The 15,992-nt window shown below is 63.8% G+C and carries 19 protein-coding genes; 10 read left to right on the plus strand and 9 right to left on the minus strand.

What is annotated here, in order from left to right; all coding sequences use genetic code 11:
- The first annotated feature begins 35 nt into the window (after window positions 1-35).
- The 8 genes from ACUJ46_RS06105 (at window position 36) to uvrC (ending at window position 8,537) form a co-directional block, all read left to right on the plus strand.
- On the plus strand, window positions 36-617 hold the full coding sequence (locus ACUJ46_RS06105) for a flagellar basal body L-ring protein FlgH (RefSeq protein WP_445389579.1): 582 nt from the start codon (window positions 36-38) through the stop codon (window positions 615-617).
- Complete coding sequence (locus ACUJ46_RS06110) at window positions 617-1,756, plus strand: flagellar basal body P-ring protein FlgI (protein ID WP_445389580.1); 1,140 nt, start codon at window positions 617-619, stop codon at window positions 1,754-1,756. The genes ACUJ46_RS06105 and ACUJ46_RS06110 overlap by 1 nt, the downstream gene beginning before the upstream one ends.
- Window positions 1,756-2,007, plus strand: coding sequence for a hypothetical protein (locus ACUJ46_RS06115; RefSeq protein ID WP_445389581.1), 252 nt, complete (start codon window positions 1,756-1,758; stop codon window positions 2,005-2,007). The genes ACUJ46_RS06110 and ACUJ46_RS06115 overlap by 1 nt, the downstream gene beginning before the upstream one ends.
- Window positions 2,004-3,854 (plus strand): flagellar hook-associated protein FlgK, encoded by a 1,851-nt coding sequence (locus ACUJ46_RS06120; protein WP_445389582.1) that lies wholly within the window; start codon window positions 2,004-2,006, stop codon window positions 3,852-3,854. Before ACUJ46_RS06115 ends, ACUJ46_RS06120 begins: the two co-directional genes overlap by 4 nt.
- Before the next feature lie 10 nt (window positions 3,855-3,864).
- The gene (locus ACUJ46_RS06125) at window positions 3,865-4,779 is read left to right on the plus strand and encodes a flagellin N-terminal helical domain-containing protein (protein WP_445389583.1); all 915 of its coding nucleotides are present in this window, start codon (window positions 3,865-3,867) and stop codon (window positions 4,777-4,779) included.
- Window positions 4,780-4,865: 86 nt separating this feature from the next.
- Window positions 4,866-5,729, plus strand: a complete 864-nt coding sequence (motA, locus tag ACUJ46_RS06130; RefSeq protein WP_445389584.1) for a flagellar motor stator protein MotA — start codon at window positions 4,866-4,868, stop codon at window positions 5,727-5,729.
- Window positions 5,726-6,571, plus strand: a complete 846-nt coding sequence (locus ACUJ46_RS06135) for a flagellar motor protein MotB (protein WP_445389585.1) — start codon at window positions 5,726-5,728, stop codon at window positions 6,569-6,571. The genes motA and ACUJ46_RS06135 overlap by 4 nt, the downstream gene beginning before the upstream one ends.
- 25 nt (window positions 6,572-6,596) lie before the next feature.
- Window positions 6,597-8,537, plus strand: a complete 1,941-nt coding sequence (gene uvrC, locus ACUJ46_RS06140; protein WP_445389586.1) for an excinuclease ABC subunit UvrC — start codon at window positions 6,597-6,599, stop codon at window positions 8,535-8,537.
- A gap of 20 nt (window positions 8,538-8,557) precedes the next feature.
- On the opposite strand, the gene ACUJ46_RS06145 is transcribed toward uvrC, so the two are convergent.
- Window positions 8,558-9,817, minus strand: coding sequence for an aromatic ring-hydroxylating oxygenase subunit alpha (locus ACUJ46_RS06145; protein ID WP_445389587.1), 1,260 nt, complete (start codon window positions 9,815-9,817; stop codon window positions 8,558-8,560).
- On the opposite strand from ACUJ46_RS06145, the gene ACUJ46_RS06150 reads away from it, so the two are divergent.
- A complete protein-coding gene (locus ACUJ46_RS06150; RefSeq protein WP_445389588.1) occupies window positions 9,816-10,505 on the plus strand; it encodes a glutathione S-transferase family protein in 690 nt (229 codons plus the stop codon). The genes ACUJ46_RS06145 and ACUJ46_RS06150 overlap by 2 nt on opposite strands.
- Before the next feature lie 122 nt (window positions 10,506-10,627).
- A complete protein-coding gene (locus ACUJ46_RS06155; RefSeq protein ID WP_445389589.1) occupies window positions 10,628-11,695 on the plus strand; it encodes a glycerophosphodiester phosphodiesterase in 1,068 nt (355 codons plus the stop codon).
- On the opposite strand, the gene ACUJ46_RS06160 is transcribed toward ACUJ46_RS06155, so the two are convergent.
- The 8 genes from ACUJ46_RS06160 to pspB all read right to left on the minus strand — a co-directional run bounded on the left by ACUJ46_RS06160 (window position 11,692) and on the right by pspB (window position 15,964).
- Window positions 11,692-13,245, minus strand: a complete 1,554-nt coding sequence (locus ACUJ46_RS06160; protein ID WP_445389590.1) for a CYTH and CHAD domain-containing protein — start codon at window positions 13,243-13,245, stop codon at window positions 11,692-11,694. The two genes, ACUJ46_RS06155 and ACUJ46_RS06160, sit on opposite strands and share 4 nt — an antisense overlap.
- Window positions 13,246-13,284: 39 nt before the next feature.
- The gene (locus ACUJ46_RS06165; protein ID WP_445389591.1) at window positions 13,285-13,653 is read right to left on the minus strand and encodes a PaaI family thioesterase; all 369 of its coding nucleotides are present in this window, start codon (window positions 13,651-13,653) and stop codon (window positions 13,285-13,287) included.
- A complete protein-coding gene (locus ACUJ46_RS06170) occupies window positions 13,650-14,096 on the minus strand; it encodes a PaaI family thioesterase (protein WP_445389592.1) in 447 nt (148 codons plus the stop codon). The genes ACUJ46_RS06165 and ACUJ46_RS06170 overlap by 4 nt, the downstream gene beginning before the upstream one ends.
- Complete coding sequence (locus tag ACUJ46_RS06175; protein WP_445389593.1) at window positions 14,093-14,503, minus strand: SufE family protein; 411 nt, start codon at window positions 14,501-14,503, stop codon at window positions 14,093-14,095. The genes ACUJ46_RS06170 and ACUJ46_RS06175 overlap by 4 nt, the downstream gene beginning before the upstream one ends.
- A 31-nt stretch (window positions 14,504-14,534) precedes the next feature.
- Window positions 14,535-14,870 (minus strand): hypothetical protein, encoded by a 336-nt coding sequence (locus tag ACUJ46_RS06180; RefSeq protein WP_445389594.1) that lies wholly within the window; start codon window positions 14,868-14,870, stop codon window positions 14,535-14,537.
- Between the two features lie 14 nt (window positions 14,871-14,884).
- Window positions 14,885-15,151, minus strand: coding sequence for a hypothetical protein (locus tag ACUJ46_RS06185; protein ID WP_445389595.1), 267 nt, complete (start codon window positions 15,149-15,151; stop codon window positions 14,885-14,887).
- 92 nt (window positions 15,152-15,243) lie between these two features.
- Entirely contained in the window at window positions 15,244-15,636 is a 393-nt protein-coding gene (gene pspC, locus ACUJ46_RS06190; RefSeq protein ID WP_445389596.1) for an envelope stress response membrane protein PspC, read from the minus strand.
- A gap of 1 nt (window position 15,637) precedes the next feature.
- A complete protein-coding gene (gene pspB, locus ACUJ46_RS06195) occupies window positions 15,638-15,964 on the minus strand; it encodes an envelope stress response membrane protein PspB (RefSeq protein WP_445389597.1) in 327 nt (108 codons plus the stop codon).
- Between the last annotated feature and the right edge of the window lie 28 nt (window positions 15,965-15,992).

A 15,992-nucleotide genomic window follows, 5' to 3' on the forward strand; every position in this document is an offset into this window, starting at 1 on the left:
CTGGCTGCCTTGGAAACGGCCCGCTTGCGGATCGCGTGGCGTCCCTGCCGCCCGCGATCGCCGAAGCGCCGCCCCCTGCCCCGCCCACCGGCAGCCTCTTTACAGGCGACGGGCGGATGATGCTGGCCCAGGACAGACGCGCCAGCGCGCCCGGAGACATTCTCACCATCCTTCTCGTCGAGCGGATGCAGGCCGAGAAATCCGCCGCCCAGAAAGGCAGCCGGAGCAGCGACCGCAGCCTCACCCTGCCGGAGGCAAAGCCCTTCAACTGGCTGCCCGGGGGCCTGTTCAATGGCGGCGCGCAATCGGATTTTTCGGGCGAAGGCTCGGCGCGGCAGGCCAATCGCCTTTCGGGCGAAATCAGCGCCACCGTCACGAGGGTGCTGCCCAATGGCGCGCTTATGATCGTGGGGGACCGGCGTATCGCCCTGACGCGCGGTGAAGAGCATGTTCAGATCACCGGAATCATCCGCCCCGAAGACATCGGCCCCGACAATCGCGTGCTTTCCACCCGCGTTGCCGATGCCAGGCTGCGCTATGGCGGAACCGGCGAAATCGCGGCCCAGGCCCGGCAGGGCTGGCTCAGCCGCTTCTTCGACAGGATCACCCCCTTCTGATGGCTGCGGCACACTCCATGGCACGGCTGGCCCGGATGGCACGGCTGGCAACGGCCTTTGCGCTTGCCCTCGGCGTTTCCGCCAGCGCCTTCGCCGGGGCCGAACGGGTGAAGGATCTGGCGCGTTTCCAGGGCGTGCGTGCAAACGGGCTGGTCGGCTATGGCCTTGTCGTTGGCCTGCCGGGCACGGGCGATGACAATCTCGCCTATACGGTCCAGTCGATGCGCTCGGCGGCCTCGGCCCTCGGGGTTCAGCTTCCGCCCGGAATCAACCCGGCGCTCAAGAATGCGGCTGCGGTGATGATCACGGCTGAGCTTCCGCCCTTCGCCAAGTCCGGCCAGCGGATCGATGTGACGGTCTCGGCGCTTGGCCGCGCCAAGTCGCTGCGCGGCGGCACCCTGCTGATGACGCCCCTGAAGGGCGCTGACGGCGGCGCCTATGCCTTGGCGCAGGGCCATCTGACCGTCGGCGGGTTCGGCGCGGATGGCGCCGATGGATCGAAGGTGGTGGTGAACACGCCAACCTCGGGCCGGATACCCGGCGGCGCCATCGTGGAGCGCCCGGCACCCTCCCCTTTCGGCAGCGGCGAGGCGCTTGTCCTCGATCTGCACACCCCCAGTTTCCAGACAGCACAGGCCATGGCCCAGGCGATCAACCGGGCAGAAGGACGGCTGGTTGCCCGCGCGCTCGATGCTGTTTCCGTGGCGGTGGAGGCGCAGGGCGGGGCATCCGCACAGGTGGCGCTTGCCGGCCGTATCGAGGCGGTCGAGGTGGCGGTCGCCGCACCGCCTGCCCGCGTGGTGGTGAACGCCCGCACGGGAACCATCGTCATCGGCGGCGATGTCCGAATCCGCCCGGCGGCAATTTCCCATGGCAATCTCACCGTTGCCGTCTCCGAGAATTATCGCGTGTCGCAGCCCGGCCCGCTTGCCCGGCGGGGCGATACCGTCGTCACGCCCGATTCCGAGATTGCTGCACGCGAAGAGCCTGTGCGCATGGGCCTTTTCGCGCCCGGCGCACGCCTGTCCGATATCGTTGACGCAGTAAACGCCCTTGGCGCAGCCCCCGGCGACCTCGTCGCCATTCTCGAAGCCCTGAAGGAAGCTGGCGCCTTGCGCGCCGAGCTGGTGGTGATCTGATGCCCGGTCCTGAACCCATGAAGCCAGACAGGCTTTCATCCAGCCCGCCGCGTGCGGAAGATCGCCTGGCCCTCCGCCGGGCAGGCGAACAGTTCGAGGCCCTGCTGATCGAGCAGATGCTGAAGACGGCGCGCCCCGATAATGCCGGCGCCGGCAATGAATGGCGCGCCATTGCCGACCGCCACATGGCCGAAGCCCTCGGCAAGGCGTCCCCCTTCGGCATTGCATCCCTTCTTGGAGGCCGCCAATGACCGACATGCTATCCATCGCCGCAGGCGGCGTTCAGGCCTATGCCCGCGCCCTCGATACCGTGGCGGACAATGTCGCCAATGCCGGAACGGAAGGCCATGTGCGCCGCGTCGCCGTGCTGACCGGCGCCGGCGCGGGCGCCCGGCCCGGCCCTTTCGATCGCCAGATCGCCCCCGGCGAAGGGGTGAAGCTGGCTGGCATCGAGCGCGCCACCGATCTGCTGCGGATGGACAGCCTGCGCCGGGCCGATGGCGAAGTGGCGGCGTTGCAGACGGTAGAGAGCTGGCTGACGACCAGCTTGTCCGTGCTGGAAGGCGCCAATGCCATTGCGGCTCCAATGGACCGGATGTTCGAAAGCCTGTCCGACCTCGCCAATGACCCTTCCGACCCGGCGCAACGGCAGATCTTCCTGGCCCGTGCAGGGCAGCTTGCGGAAAGCTTCAACCGCAGCGCCGGCCAGCTGGCGGATCTCGACGGCGCGCTCCTCAAGGCGGGCATGCAGACCGTGGTGTCGCTGAATGGCCTTGCCGAAGGGCTGGCCCGCGTGAATGACCGCATGCGCCGCGCCTTTGCCGTGGGCGCACCGCCGCCTGCCCTTGTCGATGAACGCGACAGGCTGCTTGCCGGCATGGCTCGCCTCGCCATGATCGAGGTGCGCATCGATGGCAAGGGCGAAGCCAGCGTGCGCATCCCCGATTCCGGCGGCCCGCTGCTTGTCGATGGTGGCCGGGCAACACAAGCCCGCCTGGGCATGCAGGGCAAGGGGTTTCAGCTGCGGCTCGGCGCCCCGGGGCAAGACCAGCCAGCCGCCCTGACTGGCGGCGAACTCGCCGGCCTGTCCTCCGCAAGAGCCAGGCTTGCCGAAGCGGGGGAGTGGCTCGACGATATCGCCAACAGCTTCGTTGCAGACATGAACCAGCGGCACATGGCCGGCGCCGATCTCGATGGCCTCGACGGCAAGCCCCTTTTCCTTGCCAGCCGCCCGGTGGCCAGCCCCGCCGCCGCCAACGCCGGAGACATGCGGGTCACGGCAACGCTTCAGCCAGCCGGCACCGTCCCGGACATGAGACTCGCCTTCGATGGCACGAACTGGACACTCGGCCGCGACGATGGCGGCGGTTCGGTCAGTGGCGCGCTGCCGCTCGACCTTGATGGACTGCGGGTGGATGGCGTGGGAACAGCCGCCGGCGGCGATCTTTTTCGAATCAGCGATACAGCCGGGGCGGCTGGCATTGCGCTGGCGCCGCTTTCCATGCGCGAAGTTGCGATGGCGCCGCGCTGGGCAAGCGATGCCAGCCCTTCGAACATTGGCGCGGCATCGACCGAATTGCGCTCCGGGCCATCCTATCCGGGCGGTTCCAGCCCGCCCCATGCCCTGACGGCATTGCCAGACGGCAGCCTGGAATTGCGCGATTCCCTTGGCATGCTCATCGGCTCGGGCGCGCCCGGTGACTGGATTACAGGCGATGGCTTCGAGTTTCGCCTGTCCGGAAACCCGGCCCCCGGCGACAGTTTCGCCATTGCGAAATCGGGCGCTGCGTCCGGGGCCAACGGCAATGCCATGTCGATGCTCGCCCTGCGCGATGAAACGGCCAGCGGCGGTATTCCTGCACGGATCGATGCCATGCTGGCGGCCATTTCCGTTCCGCTTGCCGCCACGCGGGAGCGGACGGAATCGGCCACGGCCATGCGCGATGCAATCGCTTCGGTCCTCAGTCAGGAATCCGGTGTCGATCTAGATCGCGAAGCAGCCGACATGCTGCGCCTGCAGCAGGCCTATCAGGCTAATGCCCGCATCATACAGACTGCCCGCGAAACCTTCGACACGATATTGAACGCAACCCGCTAGGAGACTGAACATGTCAGGCCCCGTCATGGTCAACAGCCGCGGCGCGATACCCGTCCAGGCTGAACGGATGAAGCAGATCGAGAACCGTCTTTCCGATCTGGAACGCCAGATTGCCACGGGTGACAGGCTGTCCAGTGCCGCTGATGATCCCGCTGGCGCCACACGCGCTGCCATGTTGCGGCGGCTGGATTCGCGCCTTGTGTCCGAGGAGCGCAGCCTCGAACGGTCTTCCGGCCGGCTTTCGCTTGCGGAAACGGCGGTCGAAGCCGCCGGGCTGGTCGTGCTTCGCGCCCGCGATCTCGGGCTTGCAGGCGCCAGCGGCACGCTTTCCCCCGAAGACCGCGCCGTTATGGCACGCGAAGTGTCGCAGCTTCGGATGCAGCTTCTCGAAACGGCAAACCAGCGAGACGAAGCCGGGCGCTATCTGTTTGCAGGCGCGCAAGGGGCGCAGCCTGCCTATGCCGCTGATGCTGCTGGCCAGATCGGGTGGCGGGGCTTCGGTACGGCCGCCGGGGCTGATGCAGCCGGCGTCTCCACGGCCGCTGTCCCGCGCGGGCCGGATCTTTTTGGTGACGATGCGAACGGCGCCTTCGCGGCTCTCGATGCCCTTGCCTCGGCGCTTCTGGAACCCGATCCGCTGCTTCGGGAAACCGGCACCGCCACGGCGCTTGAAAGGCTCGAAGCGGCCCACCATCGGCTGAGCGGTGCGCAGGCTGTCATCGGCGTCGGCCTCGCCCGCATCAGCACGGAACAGGATCGGGTGGCCGCCGCCCGGCTCGATACGGCGGAAGCGCTGGCGGCTGTTCGCGGCGTAAACCTCACATCGGCCATTGCCGAATTGCAGGCGCTCGATCTCACGCTCCAGGCAGCGCGCGCCAGCTTCTCCCGCATCCATGATGGCAGCCTGTTCGATCGTCTGGGCTAAAGCATTGGCACCGCCGCCCGTAATCCTGTTGGCGAAACGGGGCCTCCAAGGCCCCCGTCACCTGGGAACAAAGGAGCGGCTGCGGCATGATGGCGATTGTCGGTCTTGTCGTGCTGCTGGCCATGGTGTTCGGGGGCTTCGCGATTTCGGGCGGAAGCCTGGTTCCGGTTCTGAAGGCCCTGCCTTTCGAAATGCTGATCATCGGAGGCGCTGCGATCGGCGCCCTCATCATCTCCAATGACACGCGCTCGCTGAAGCAGCTTGGCGGGGGCTTCGGGCACATTCTGAAGGGGCCGCGCTTCAAGCGGCAGGATTATCTCGACGCCATCTTCCTGACCGTGCGGCTGATGCGCCTGCTGAAGGCCGAAGGCGCCGTTGCGGTCGAACAGCATGTGGAAGAGCCGAAATCCTCGTCGCTCTGGGCGGAATATCCGGCCTTGCTGGCCGATCCCTTCTTTGTCCACCTCGTCACCGATACGCTGCGCCTGCTGGTCGTTTCCACGGGCAGCGTCAGTTCGGTCGCGATCGAGGATGTGCTCGATACCGCGATCGAGACGCACCATCATGATGCAATGCGCCCGGCGGAACAGCTCCAGACGCTTTCGGATGCCCTGCCCGCTCTTGGCATCGTGGCCGCCGTGCTCGGCGTGGTGAAGACCATGGGCTCGATCGACCAGCCCCCGCCCGTGCTGGGGGGCATGATCGGCTCGGCGCTCGTTGGCACATTCCTCGGCGTGCTGCTCGCCTATGGCATGGTAGGCCCGATGGCCGCGCGGCTGAAGGCGATCATCGAGGCGGATGCGGAAATCTACCAGGTGGTGCGCCGCGTGATCCTGGCGTCCCTTCGGAACCAGCCGCAGCCCATCGTTCTGGAAACGGCCAGGACAGCGATCAGCCCGGCCAACCAGCCGGCCTTCACGGATGTGTTCGAAGGCCTGCGCGCCAAATGAGCGTCGAAGGCCCCCTGCCCGAACCCGAAATTCTGGTCCGCAAGGTGAAGGTCAGGGGCCATGGCGCGCACCATGGCGGCGCGTGGAAGGTCGCCTATGCCGATTTCGTCACGGCGATGATGGCCTTCTTCCTGCTGATGTGGCTGCTGGGCGCCACCAACGAGGATCAGCGCCGTGGCCTTGCCGATTATTTTGCGCCAACGGTGATGGAATACAGCACATCGGGAGGTTCCAATGGCATGCTCCAGGGCCGTTCCATCGAGGATCCGGATGGCATTGCCCCGCATGCGCGGCGTGCAGGCGTGAACCCAGCCGCGCCCTACCAGTCAGCGTCCGGTGCCCGGGCCCCTGCGCCCTCGAATGATGGCCAGCTGCGCAAGGTGGAAAGCGAGATCCGCCGACGAATGGAGCGTGACCCCGGCCTCAAGGCGCTGCAGGGGCAGATACGTTTCACGCACACGCCGGAAGGCCTGCGCATCGAACTGATAGACCGCGCGGATTATTCCATGTTTTCGAACGGCACCGCCCTGATGGACCCGCGCGCCCGGCAATTGCTGGGGGTCGTTGCCAAGGCAATCGATGACCTTCCCAACAAGCTGACGATCCGCGGACATACCGATGCCCTGCCCTTCGGCAGCCCGAGATCGTCCGCTACGCCTTCGAACAATTGGGTGCTCTCTTCGGCAAGGGCAGAGGAAACACGGCGCATCCTTGTGGAAGAAGGCGTTCCGGGGAACCGCTTTTCGCGTCTTGAAGGCGTTGCCGAGACGGACCCCTTCAACCCGCAGGACCCGTTCGACCCGCGCAACCGGAGGATGAGCCTGACCTTGTTGCGGGGCTGAGCAAGACCCCATATCTGGGCCAGCAATGGAAAAGCCGCGCAACCCGCTTCCGGGATCACCCGACCGATTTGGCGAGGAAGCCGCCACCCATGCCGTGCGCACGAGCGCACCCGACCTGGAGGCAGGAGTCGATGCCATCCGGAACACGCTCCACACGCTCGGTGCGGTGCCGGGCGTTTACCGCATGCTGGATGCGCGCGACGAGGTTCTCTATGTAGGAAAGGCAAAGGCGCTAAAAAATCGTGTAAGCAATTACACGCAAGTATCTAGACTGCCTAAAAGATTGCAGAGAATGGTTGCGCAGACGCGCAACATGGTCGTGGTGACGACGCGATCCGAGGCGGAAGCGCTTCTGCTGGAAGCGCAGCTTATTAAGAGATTTCGTCCTGCTTATAATGTGTTGCTGCGTGATGATAAGAGTTTTCCTTATATCGCGCTAGATGATTCAGGCCTCTTCCCGAAGCTGACAAAGCACCGTGGCGCGCGCCGAGCGGGCACGCATTATTATGGACCATTTGCTTCAGCCAGTGCTGTAAATATAACACTTAATGCACTGCAAAAAATGTTTCTTTTGCGGTCTTGCTCAGACAGCTACATGGCCAACCGCACGCGCCCATGCCTGCTTCATCAGATCAGGCGCTGTTCCGCCCCCTGTGCCGGCCGCATCGAGCCCGAAGCCTATGCGGAGCTTGTTTCGGATGCCAGGGCCTTTCTTTCCGGCAAGAGTCAGCAGATGCAGAAGAAGCTCGGCGAAAAAATGAGCAAGGCTGCTGAAGAGCTTGATTTTGAACTGGCTGCGGTTTTGCGTGACCGGCTTCGGGCGCTGACCGCTATCCAGGGCGCGCAAGCCATCAATGCAGAGACCGACGATATCGATGCAGACGTGATTGCCATATCGCGAAGCGAGGGTGTGGCATGTGTTCAGATATTCTTCATACGATCTGGCCAGAACTGGGGTCATCGATCTGTATTTCCATCACATATTCAGGGAATTGATGAAGCAGACATTCTCTCGGCATTCCTGGGTCAATTCTATTCCGACCTGGCACCGGCACGCCTTCTACTACTTGACAGGGAGCTGCCGGAGGCCGGGCTGATTTCCGAAGCCCTGGGCACGTCTGCCGGATACAGGGTGGAACTGCGCGTTCCGCAACGCGGGCACATGAAGCGCCTGGTCGAGCAGGCAAGCCGGAATGCAGAGGAAGCCATACAGAGGCGTCTTGCCGAATCTGTGACGCAAAGGCGCAATCTGGAAGCGCTTGCAGAGCTGTTTGCCCTGCCCGCCCCACCCGAACGCATCGAGATCTACGACAACAGCCATGTGATGGGCACGCACGCGCTCGGTGCCATGGTGGTAGCCGGCCCGGAAGGTTTCCGAAAGGGAGAATATCGGAAGTTCAACATGAAGCCCGGCGACATCAAGCCGGGAGACGATTTTGCCATGATGCGCGCCATGCTCTCGCGTCGCTTTGCGCGGCTTCAGGCCGAGGATGCCGCCGGAGAGGATGCAGACTGGCCGGATCTGCTTCTTATCGATGGTGGCAAAGGCCAGCTTTCCTCTGTGCTTGAAGCACTTTCTGAACTTGGTGTCTCAGATGTGCCTGTGGTTGCCATCTCCAAGGGGCCGGACCGCAACGCAGGGCGGGAACAGTTTCACCTGCCGGACGGTCGCACCTTTTCCCTGCCGGTAAACGATCCCCTGCTTTTCTTCCTTCAGCGCCTCAGGGATGAGGCGCATCGCTTTGCAATCGGGGCACATCGGCAGAAGCGGCAGAAGGCCATGGCCGTGTCGAGCCTCGATGATGTTCCCGGTATCGGGCCAGCGCGCAAGAAGGCGTTGCTCATGCATTTCGGGACTGCCCGCGCCGTGAAGGCTGCAGGCCTGGATGACCTGCTGAAAGCCCCCGGAATCAGCCGGATGATGGCCGAGGCGATTTATTCGCACTTCCACACGTCTCGTAAGTGAATTGGACAATGCATTGATAATCATCTGTTAATTCTATCAATCCACCAGTTATTGAACTGCCATATCGCCTTTTCCAGCGGCGCCAGTCGCCCTTGCCGGGCCGCAGGCGCATTCAGCCCGCGCCAAACCGTATCATTGATGGCGATATCTTCAGCGTGGATCGCCGCGGTTGTTAATGCAATTTCTTCTGCGATATGATTTATCAACTCAGAATCAGTAATATAATCTGGAATCATGATATTAATTTTCAACTCGATGCGATCGGCTGACAAGGGCATCATCTGGTACCAGATCACACCACTTCCATGCATCGCCAGCAGAAAGGTCGGAAAGAGTGCGCCGGCATAAAGGGTTGAGGCACGTTCCGGATTCAGGCCAGGAATGAGCGATGGCGGGCCATCGGCCGCCCGGGCGGATGCCGGCATGTCGAGAATCGACCATGGTCCATCGCTGTCCGGCACATGGGATTGCGCGGCAGGATGGCCGGGCTCCAGCGTGCCCGCATGGGTGCCGATATGGTGATAGGCTTCCATGAAATTCTCGACGAGAATCTTCCAGTTCCAGCCATGATCATAATCCAGCGTGCGAACCAGCTTCATGCCCGCCATGCCGAACGGCTCGAAATGGCGGCGGAACCCTTCCACCTGCGGCGCAAAGGCCGGCGCCTGGCTGTCAAGGTTCACAAGGATGAAGCCTTCCCACTCTTCCGTCTGGAAGACGGGCAGGCTGCAGGCCTTGGCGTCGAATCCCTTGGCGCCTTCCATAAGGGGTGCACGACGGAGCTGGCCCATCGTGTCATAGGTCCAGCTGTGATAGGGGCAGGTAAAGAGTTTCCGCCGCCCTGCCCCGGACGCGACTGGCGCAGAGCGATGCAGGCAAAGCGCCGAAAGGGCGCGGATGACCCCGTCTTCGCCATGCACCACGAGGATCGGCTGCCCCAGCAGATCAAGTGTGACATAATCCCCCGGCTGCGCCAGTTGCGTATGCCGGGCAACGGGGATCCATGATCGGGCAAAGATCCGCTCACGCTCCAGTTCGAAGACTGCCGGGTCAGTGTAGGCCGACGGCGGCAGGGTCCATGCTTCCTCGAGTGGGCGGGCAGCGCGGTCCAGCGCCTCTGCCCAGCCTGCGCGCCCGGCATTCATGGTCGTCATTTCTCTCTCTCTCCCTCTGTTTCCTTTGCTATCCTTTCCATTCGACCGCTGTCGATGGCATGCGGCTGAAAAAGCCTGTAAAGCTGGCCGTCGGACCGAATGACCTGCCTTCGAAGGAAGACCCATGATCAAGCTCTACACCGCCGCCACGCCCAATGGTTACAAGGTATCGGTTGCCCTGGAGGAAATGGGCCTGCCTTACGAGGTGCACACGGTCGACCTGATGAAGGGCGAACAGAAGGAGCCCTGGTTCCTGAAAATGAACCCGAATGGCCGTATTCCCGTGATCGATGATGATGGCTTTGCCGTTTTCGAATCCGGTGCGATCCTCATCTATCTTGCTGAAAAGACAGGCATGCTCATGCCCACGGACAGCAAGGGCCGCAGCCGCGTCATCCAGTGGCTGATGTTCCAGATGGGTGGAATCGGGCCGATGATGGGCCAGGCCAATGTTTTCTACCGCTATTTCCCAGAGCGTATCCAGCCGGCCATCGACCGCTATCATGGCGAGGTAAGGCGCCTCTTCGGCGTTCTCGACAACCATCTGGCAAAAAATGAATATCTGGCTGGCGACTATTCCATCGCCGATATCGCCAACTGGTGCTGGACACGGACGGCCCGCTGGTCTGGCGTCGATCCCGAACCCTATTCCAACCTCGCCCGCTGGCACCGCGATATCGCCTCGCGTCCGGCCGCCCAGCGCGGCATCATCGTGCCAGAGGATTCCGGCAAGCGCATGAAGGATGATGCGGATGGCGAGGCGTTCGCCCGCAATGCCCGCACCATCGTCGAGATGGGCAAGCCCGAAAACTGAGCCGGAAGCCGGACAGCCACATAGCCGGATTGTCACATCGATGCGCCACAAGGGCAGCCATGCGCTGCCCTTCCCTTGCTTCGATTCTGTCTCTGGCCGTCTTCATGCTAGGCTCTGCTGCTATGACACACGGCGCATCCGCTGCCCCCGCCTCCGGGGCACCCCCAATCATCATCGCGCATCGCGGCGCATCGGCAGAAAGGCCCGAGCACACGCTTGAAGCCTACAGGCTCGCCATTGCGCAAGGGGCTGATTACATCGAGCCAGACCTCGTGCCGACGCGGGATGGTGTACTTGTCGCCCGGCACGAAAACGAGATCGGCAGCACAACTGATGTGGCGGAGAGGCCCGAATTCGCAAACCGGCGCACAACCCGCCTGATCGACGGCGCGGAAGTCGAGGGCTGGTTCACCGAGGATTTCACCCTCGCCGAACTGAAGAGCCTGCACGCGCGCGAGCGCCTTCCCATGCTGCGACCGGCTAATGCCGACCATGATGGCCGCTACAAGATCCCGACTTTCGAGGAAGTGATCGCGCTTGCGAAGTCCGAAGGCGCCCGGCTTGGCCGGGTGATCGGCATCTACCCTGAAACCAAGCACCCCACCTATTTCCGCTCCATCGGCCTGCCGCTGGAAGAAAAACTGCTCGAAACGCTTGCAGCCCATGGCCTCGACAGCGCCAAAGCGCCTGTCTTCATCCAGAGCTTTGAAGCCGGGAATCTGGCCGAACTGGCGAAGCGCACCAAGGTCCGGCTGATCCAGCTGATGGCAGCCGAAGGCGGACCGGCGGACCGGCCCGAACTGAATTATGCCACCATGGCGACCCCCGCCGGCCTTGCAGCGATTGCTGGTTATGCCCATGGCATTGGCGTGGAAAAGGCCATGCTGATCCCGCGCGCGGCGGACGGCCGCCTTCAGGACCCCACCCCGCTTGTGGCCGACGCCCATTCCGCCGGGCTCGCCGTTCATGTCTGGACATTCCGGCCCGAAAACTATTTCCTTCCGCAGGGTTTCAAGGGCGCGGGCGGCCCTGCCGGCAAGGGCGATGCCGAAGGCGAGATCCGTGCCTTCCTCGAAACCGGCATAGATGGCCTGTTCAGCGATTCCGTGCCCCCTGCTCGCGCCGCTGTCGATGCCATGGTCGGCAGTGGAAGGGTCGGCATTGGAAGCAGCGCAAGGGATGCGCGCTAAGCCTGATTCCGAGTCTGATTCCGGGTCTGATTCCAGGGATGCGGGCGGCTCTTCAGTTCCTGCCAGTGGCGGAAGGCGCGGCCCATCAGCAGATCCTGGCGGTGGCGGCTCCCGGAAAGCCGCTTTGCCTTGAGGGCGGCAAAGGCCTGCAGCGCACCGGGCGTGTCCAGATCGGGTGACCAACCCTCCAGCGTGGCGAGATCATTCAGTTCGCCCAGATCATCCTGCAGCCGCTTGAGCGCGGACAGGAAGGATTTCTGGCCATCGCCACGCGGCACCTGTTCGAGCATGTAGCGGAATGTTTTCATTCGCTTGCGCAATTCATGCCGGTCCTCCGGCAGCAGTGCGGATAGCCGGTCGCAGGCCTCGGCGATGGCATTCCATGCTTCGTCGAGAATGGGTGCCGCCTGATTTTCCAGCGGTTTCAGGCCGCGCTTGCGGCGTTGCTTTCCATGAGGCTGCCAGCCGCCAAGGGCGGCAAGCCGCAACAGCCAGATTGCCATGCCAGTCGCACCGGCGCGACGAAGGGCGACCCGCGTCTCCGCCCGCATCGCTGCCCTATGCTCTTCAAGAGGGGCGGCAAGCCCGGGCGCATGCGCCACGAGGTCGGCAACGAGCACGTCCGTATCCCGCAGGGGTGAGACGATGCGGCCCAGGCTCCGGACTTCGGCATTGATCCGGCGTGCGGTGGCGCGATCGAGATGACGACCATGCAGTTTGACGAGGGCGCGCAGACGCCTGAGCGAAACACGCAGCTGGTGCGGGCCTTCCGGATCGTCGGACACATGGATCAAGTGCAGATTCTGGGCAATGGCGGGCGCAAGTGCGGCAAGCGCCGTACCAAAGGCTTCGGCGCTGCTTGTCCCGCGCTGGGGCGGAACCGGCTTGCTGCCCAGTGCCGCCGGCTCAACGCTCTTGCCGGATGCCAGCGCATGGCCACGCGCGGCCTTGCTGCCGATGGAAAGCCAGGCGGACGTGCCCGAAAGCAGGCGCGCGGAAAGATCGAACAGCGCTGCCGGGGTGCCCCCGAGCAGCTCGAATTCGATTTCCAGAATGGGCGCCGTGCGCGCACCGGCAAGGATGCTCCCGCGATCCAGCGCCACTTCGACAAGGGCGTGCGGCTCGGCGATACGCCAGATGCCGCGCCGCACACGCGTCTCGAAGACAAGCGGCAGCGGCTTTCGATCTGTCAGTTTGGCAATCCGGTTGCGAAGCGTGCGGTCCGGAATGGCATCGATCTTCGGCTTCAGGCCGCGAATGCTGCAATCAACCTCGCGCACTTGCTGGAAGCCGCCGACGACCGCCCGCCCGTCCTTCACGGTCTGAACGGATTTTCCGCCTTCACGCCGCACCCTCAGGGCAATGCCATGCGCCTTCAGGGCAAAATCCGGCGTATCATGATAAAGTGTGCGCAGTTGCGCCTGTGACAGGGTCGGACCGTGCTGCCGGCCGAGCATGCGGCCAACAAACGAAGCATCGGCCGCCGTAAGGCCTGCCTTGAATTCTATCTCGGTGCCGCTCACGGCCCGCAGGCTAGTGGATGCGGACATGGGCCGCAACAGCTTCGGCCCGGCTTCATGCCTGCTCGTCTATTCCCGCACGATCAGGATGTTGGTGCGGGCCGTCGCGATCAGTCGGCTGCGTTCATCCTGCCAGGCTTCCACCCGCACATTGGCAACCCTGCGGCCCATGCGCATGATCTCGGCGGCGGCATGGGTGGTCACCATCTGCCCCTCGCGCAGATAATCAACAGTCACGTTCACGGGCTTCATCTGTGCGGGGTCCTCGCCCAGCGCCTGCCGAACGGCAAGATTGGCGGCAATTTCCATCAGCCCGGCGACCGAACCACCGTGCAGCCGGCCGGGCGAACCGATAAGGTGCACGGCAAACGGCATCGACAGCACGCCATCCGCATAATCGAGGCCCAGCATGCGGGCATAGGGCGGCAACTGGATCATGGCTTGCCCGTGAACATGAAGGTGCCGGCCACATGGGCGACTGGGTGGTCAGGGTCTCCGTCGTGGGCGATGCCGCGCACGAAGGCCACGCGCTTCGTCAGCTTGTAGCATTCGGCCCTGCCAAAGACGGCAAGTCCGGGCGTTGCCGGGCGCAGATAATCGCAGCGCAGGTCGAGCGTCGCGTGCGGTTCGAAGCGGCCGATGCGGATGTAAACGGACATGCCAGCCGCCGTGTCCATCAGGGAAAATATGGCGCCGGATGCGATGACCCCGGTTTCCGGATAGGCCACCAGGCTCTCGGCATAGGGCATGCGCAGTTCGACCCAGTCCTTGCCGGCCTGTTCATAGGCGATACCAAGGGAATCGAAATGCGGCACTGTCTTCATCAGGCGGGCGAAGAAACGCTCGCGCTTTCCGGGGTCGTCGAGCAATCGTTCCGTCATGCCGCCAGTCTCCGGGCTGCCTCGCGAACGCGGGAGATCATGTTCGGCAGCCCCTGTGTCCGGTTGGAGGAGAGATGCTGTCTGAGGCCGAGGCGCTCGATGGCGCCCTCGAAATCCGTTTTCAGCACTTCGGCCGGGGTCTTTCCATCCGCCATGGCCACCACCAGCGCCACGATACCCTTGGTGATGGCGGCATCGCTGTCTGCCTGGAAACCCAGCTGCCCGTCTTTCGGAACGGGATAGACCCAGACATTGGCCGAGCAACCCGGCACACGCGTTGCCGGCGTCTTCAGCGCCGGCTCCATGGGCGGGAGCTGCCTGCCAAGCCCGATAAGGAAGGCGTAACGCTCGTCCCAGTCGAGCGCGGCCTCCCATTCCTCTTCGATGTGCTGAAAGGACGGTAGCATGGAAGCCGGATAGGCCCGGCGGCGGCGGGCTTCAACCCGCTTGATGCGGGCCTTCGCCGGTGCGGCGTTCCGTATGCCCCGCCTTGCCAGGCTCGCCGGCAGCCGGCTGGCGCAGGCTCTCGATCTCGGCTGTCAGCCTCAGGGCCGGGTCCGTCACCAGCTTTTCCAATGTGGCCACCCGCTCATTCAGCCGGCTGATATCGCGGCGCAGGGCCTGGGTTTCATCCGGAACACCCATCCGCACATAGGGATTGTTGGGCGAAAAACGTTCCCAGCGGCGCGTCTCCCGGTTCCAGCGCCCGCCCCGCATCACCTGCCCGATCACCACGATGGCAGTGATGATGACGATGGCTTCCCAGAAATCCATGACCCCCTGCCCCTTCAGTTGTTGCCGGTATCGCCGCTGCCAAGGCGGTCGATCTCGTCGGCAAGCGCGATCCGCCTGTCGGTCGCAATCCGTTCGAGCACGGCGACGCGGGCTTCAAGCTTCTCGATCCGTATCCGCGCGTCATCGCTGATCTCTGCGCCCCGCCGCTCCACCAGATCCATGCGGCGATCCTGTACGGCGCGCCAGTTCTTCATCACGATGGAGATGATCGGGATCATCAGCGCCAGGATCGGGATTATAAGTGCGAGACTTTGCTTCATTGACGTCCACCCCCCCATTCCGCCGGCGGTGGGCCCCTGCCCCCGCCGGCCTGTTGACCTGCCTGCCTGTTTCCGGTCTTCAGCAGCCAGCTTCAGCTGTGCCGCAGCTCGTCGATTTCACGGGCCAGGCGATGGTTGCTGCTGGTGTATTGCACCTCGATCTCGCGAAGCCTGCGATCGATGTCCCGGAAGGTCGAGCGGACTTCCCGGATCGACCGGCCTGGCGCGGCGCGGGTTTTCTGCCAGAACTGCCTGTCTTCGGGGTCCGCTTCTTCCGAGACATAGAGGCTGGCGGGCTTCGGGTCTGCAATCCAGCCGATCACGAGATAGGCGATCAGCGGGAAGGGAAATCCGAAGATGGTGGCAAGCACCACGCCAACCCTGATCCAGAGGACATCGAAGCCGGTGTAGTCGGCGATCCCGGCGCAAACCCCCATGAAGCGGGCATTGCGCTTGTCGAGGTAGAAGCCTGTGCGGCGTGCCATGTCAGATATCCTTCCTGAGGGCTTGCGGCCAGGGGTCTGCTGCGCGCTGATCCTGCGGCCTGAATTCGGGTTGATGAAGCTCGGCGAGACGTGGCGTGCTGCCCGTTTCCCCGGCTGTCCGGTCGGCGGCGATGATCCGTTCGATGCTTGTCATCCGGTCATCGAGCCTGCGGGCGATGTCATGGAGATCGTCGAGAAGATCCTCATCCTCGCGGGTGAGCGAACTCGCCTGCTTCCACTTCGTGACATAGTGCAGGATCAGCCAGGGCAGACCCACGAAGAGGATCGCAATGGCGGTCACTGGAACAATGGCTTCTATGGCGTCCATGGGTCAGACTCCCTTTCCGGGTCGCCGG

The sequence above is a fragment of the Sandaracinobacteroides sp. A072 genome (assembly GCF_052616365.1).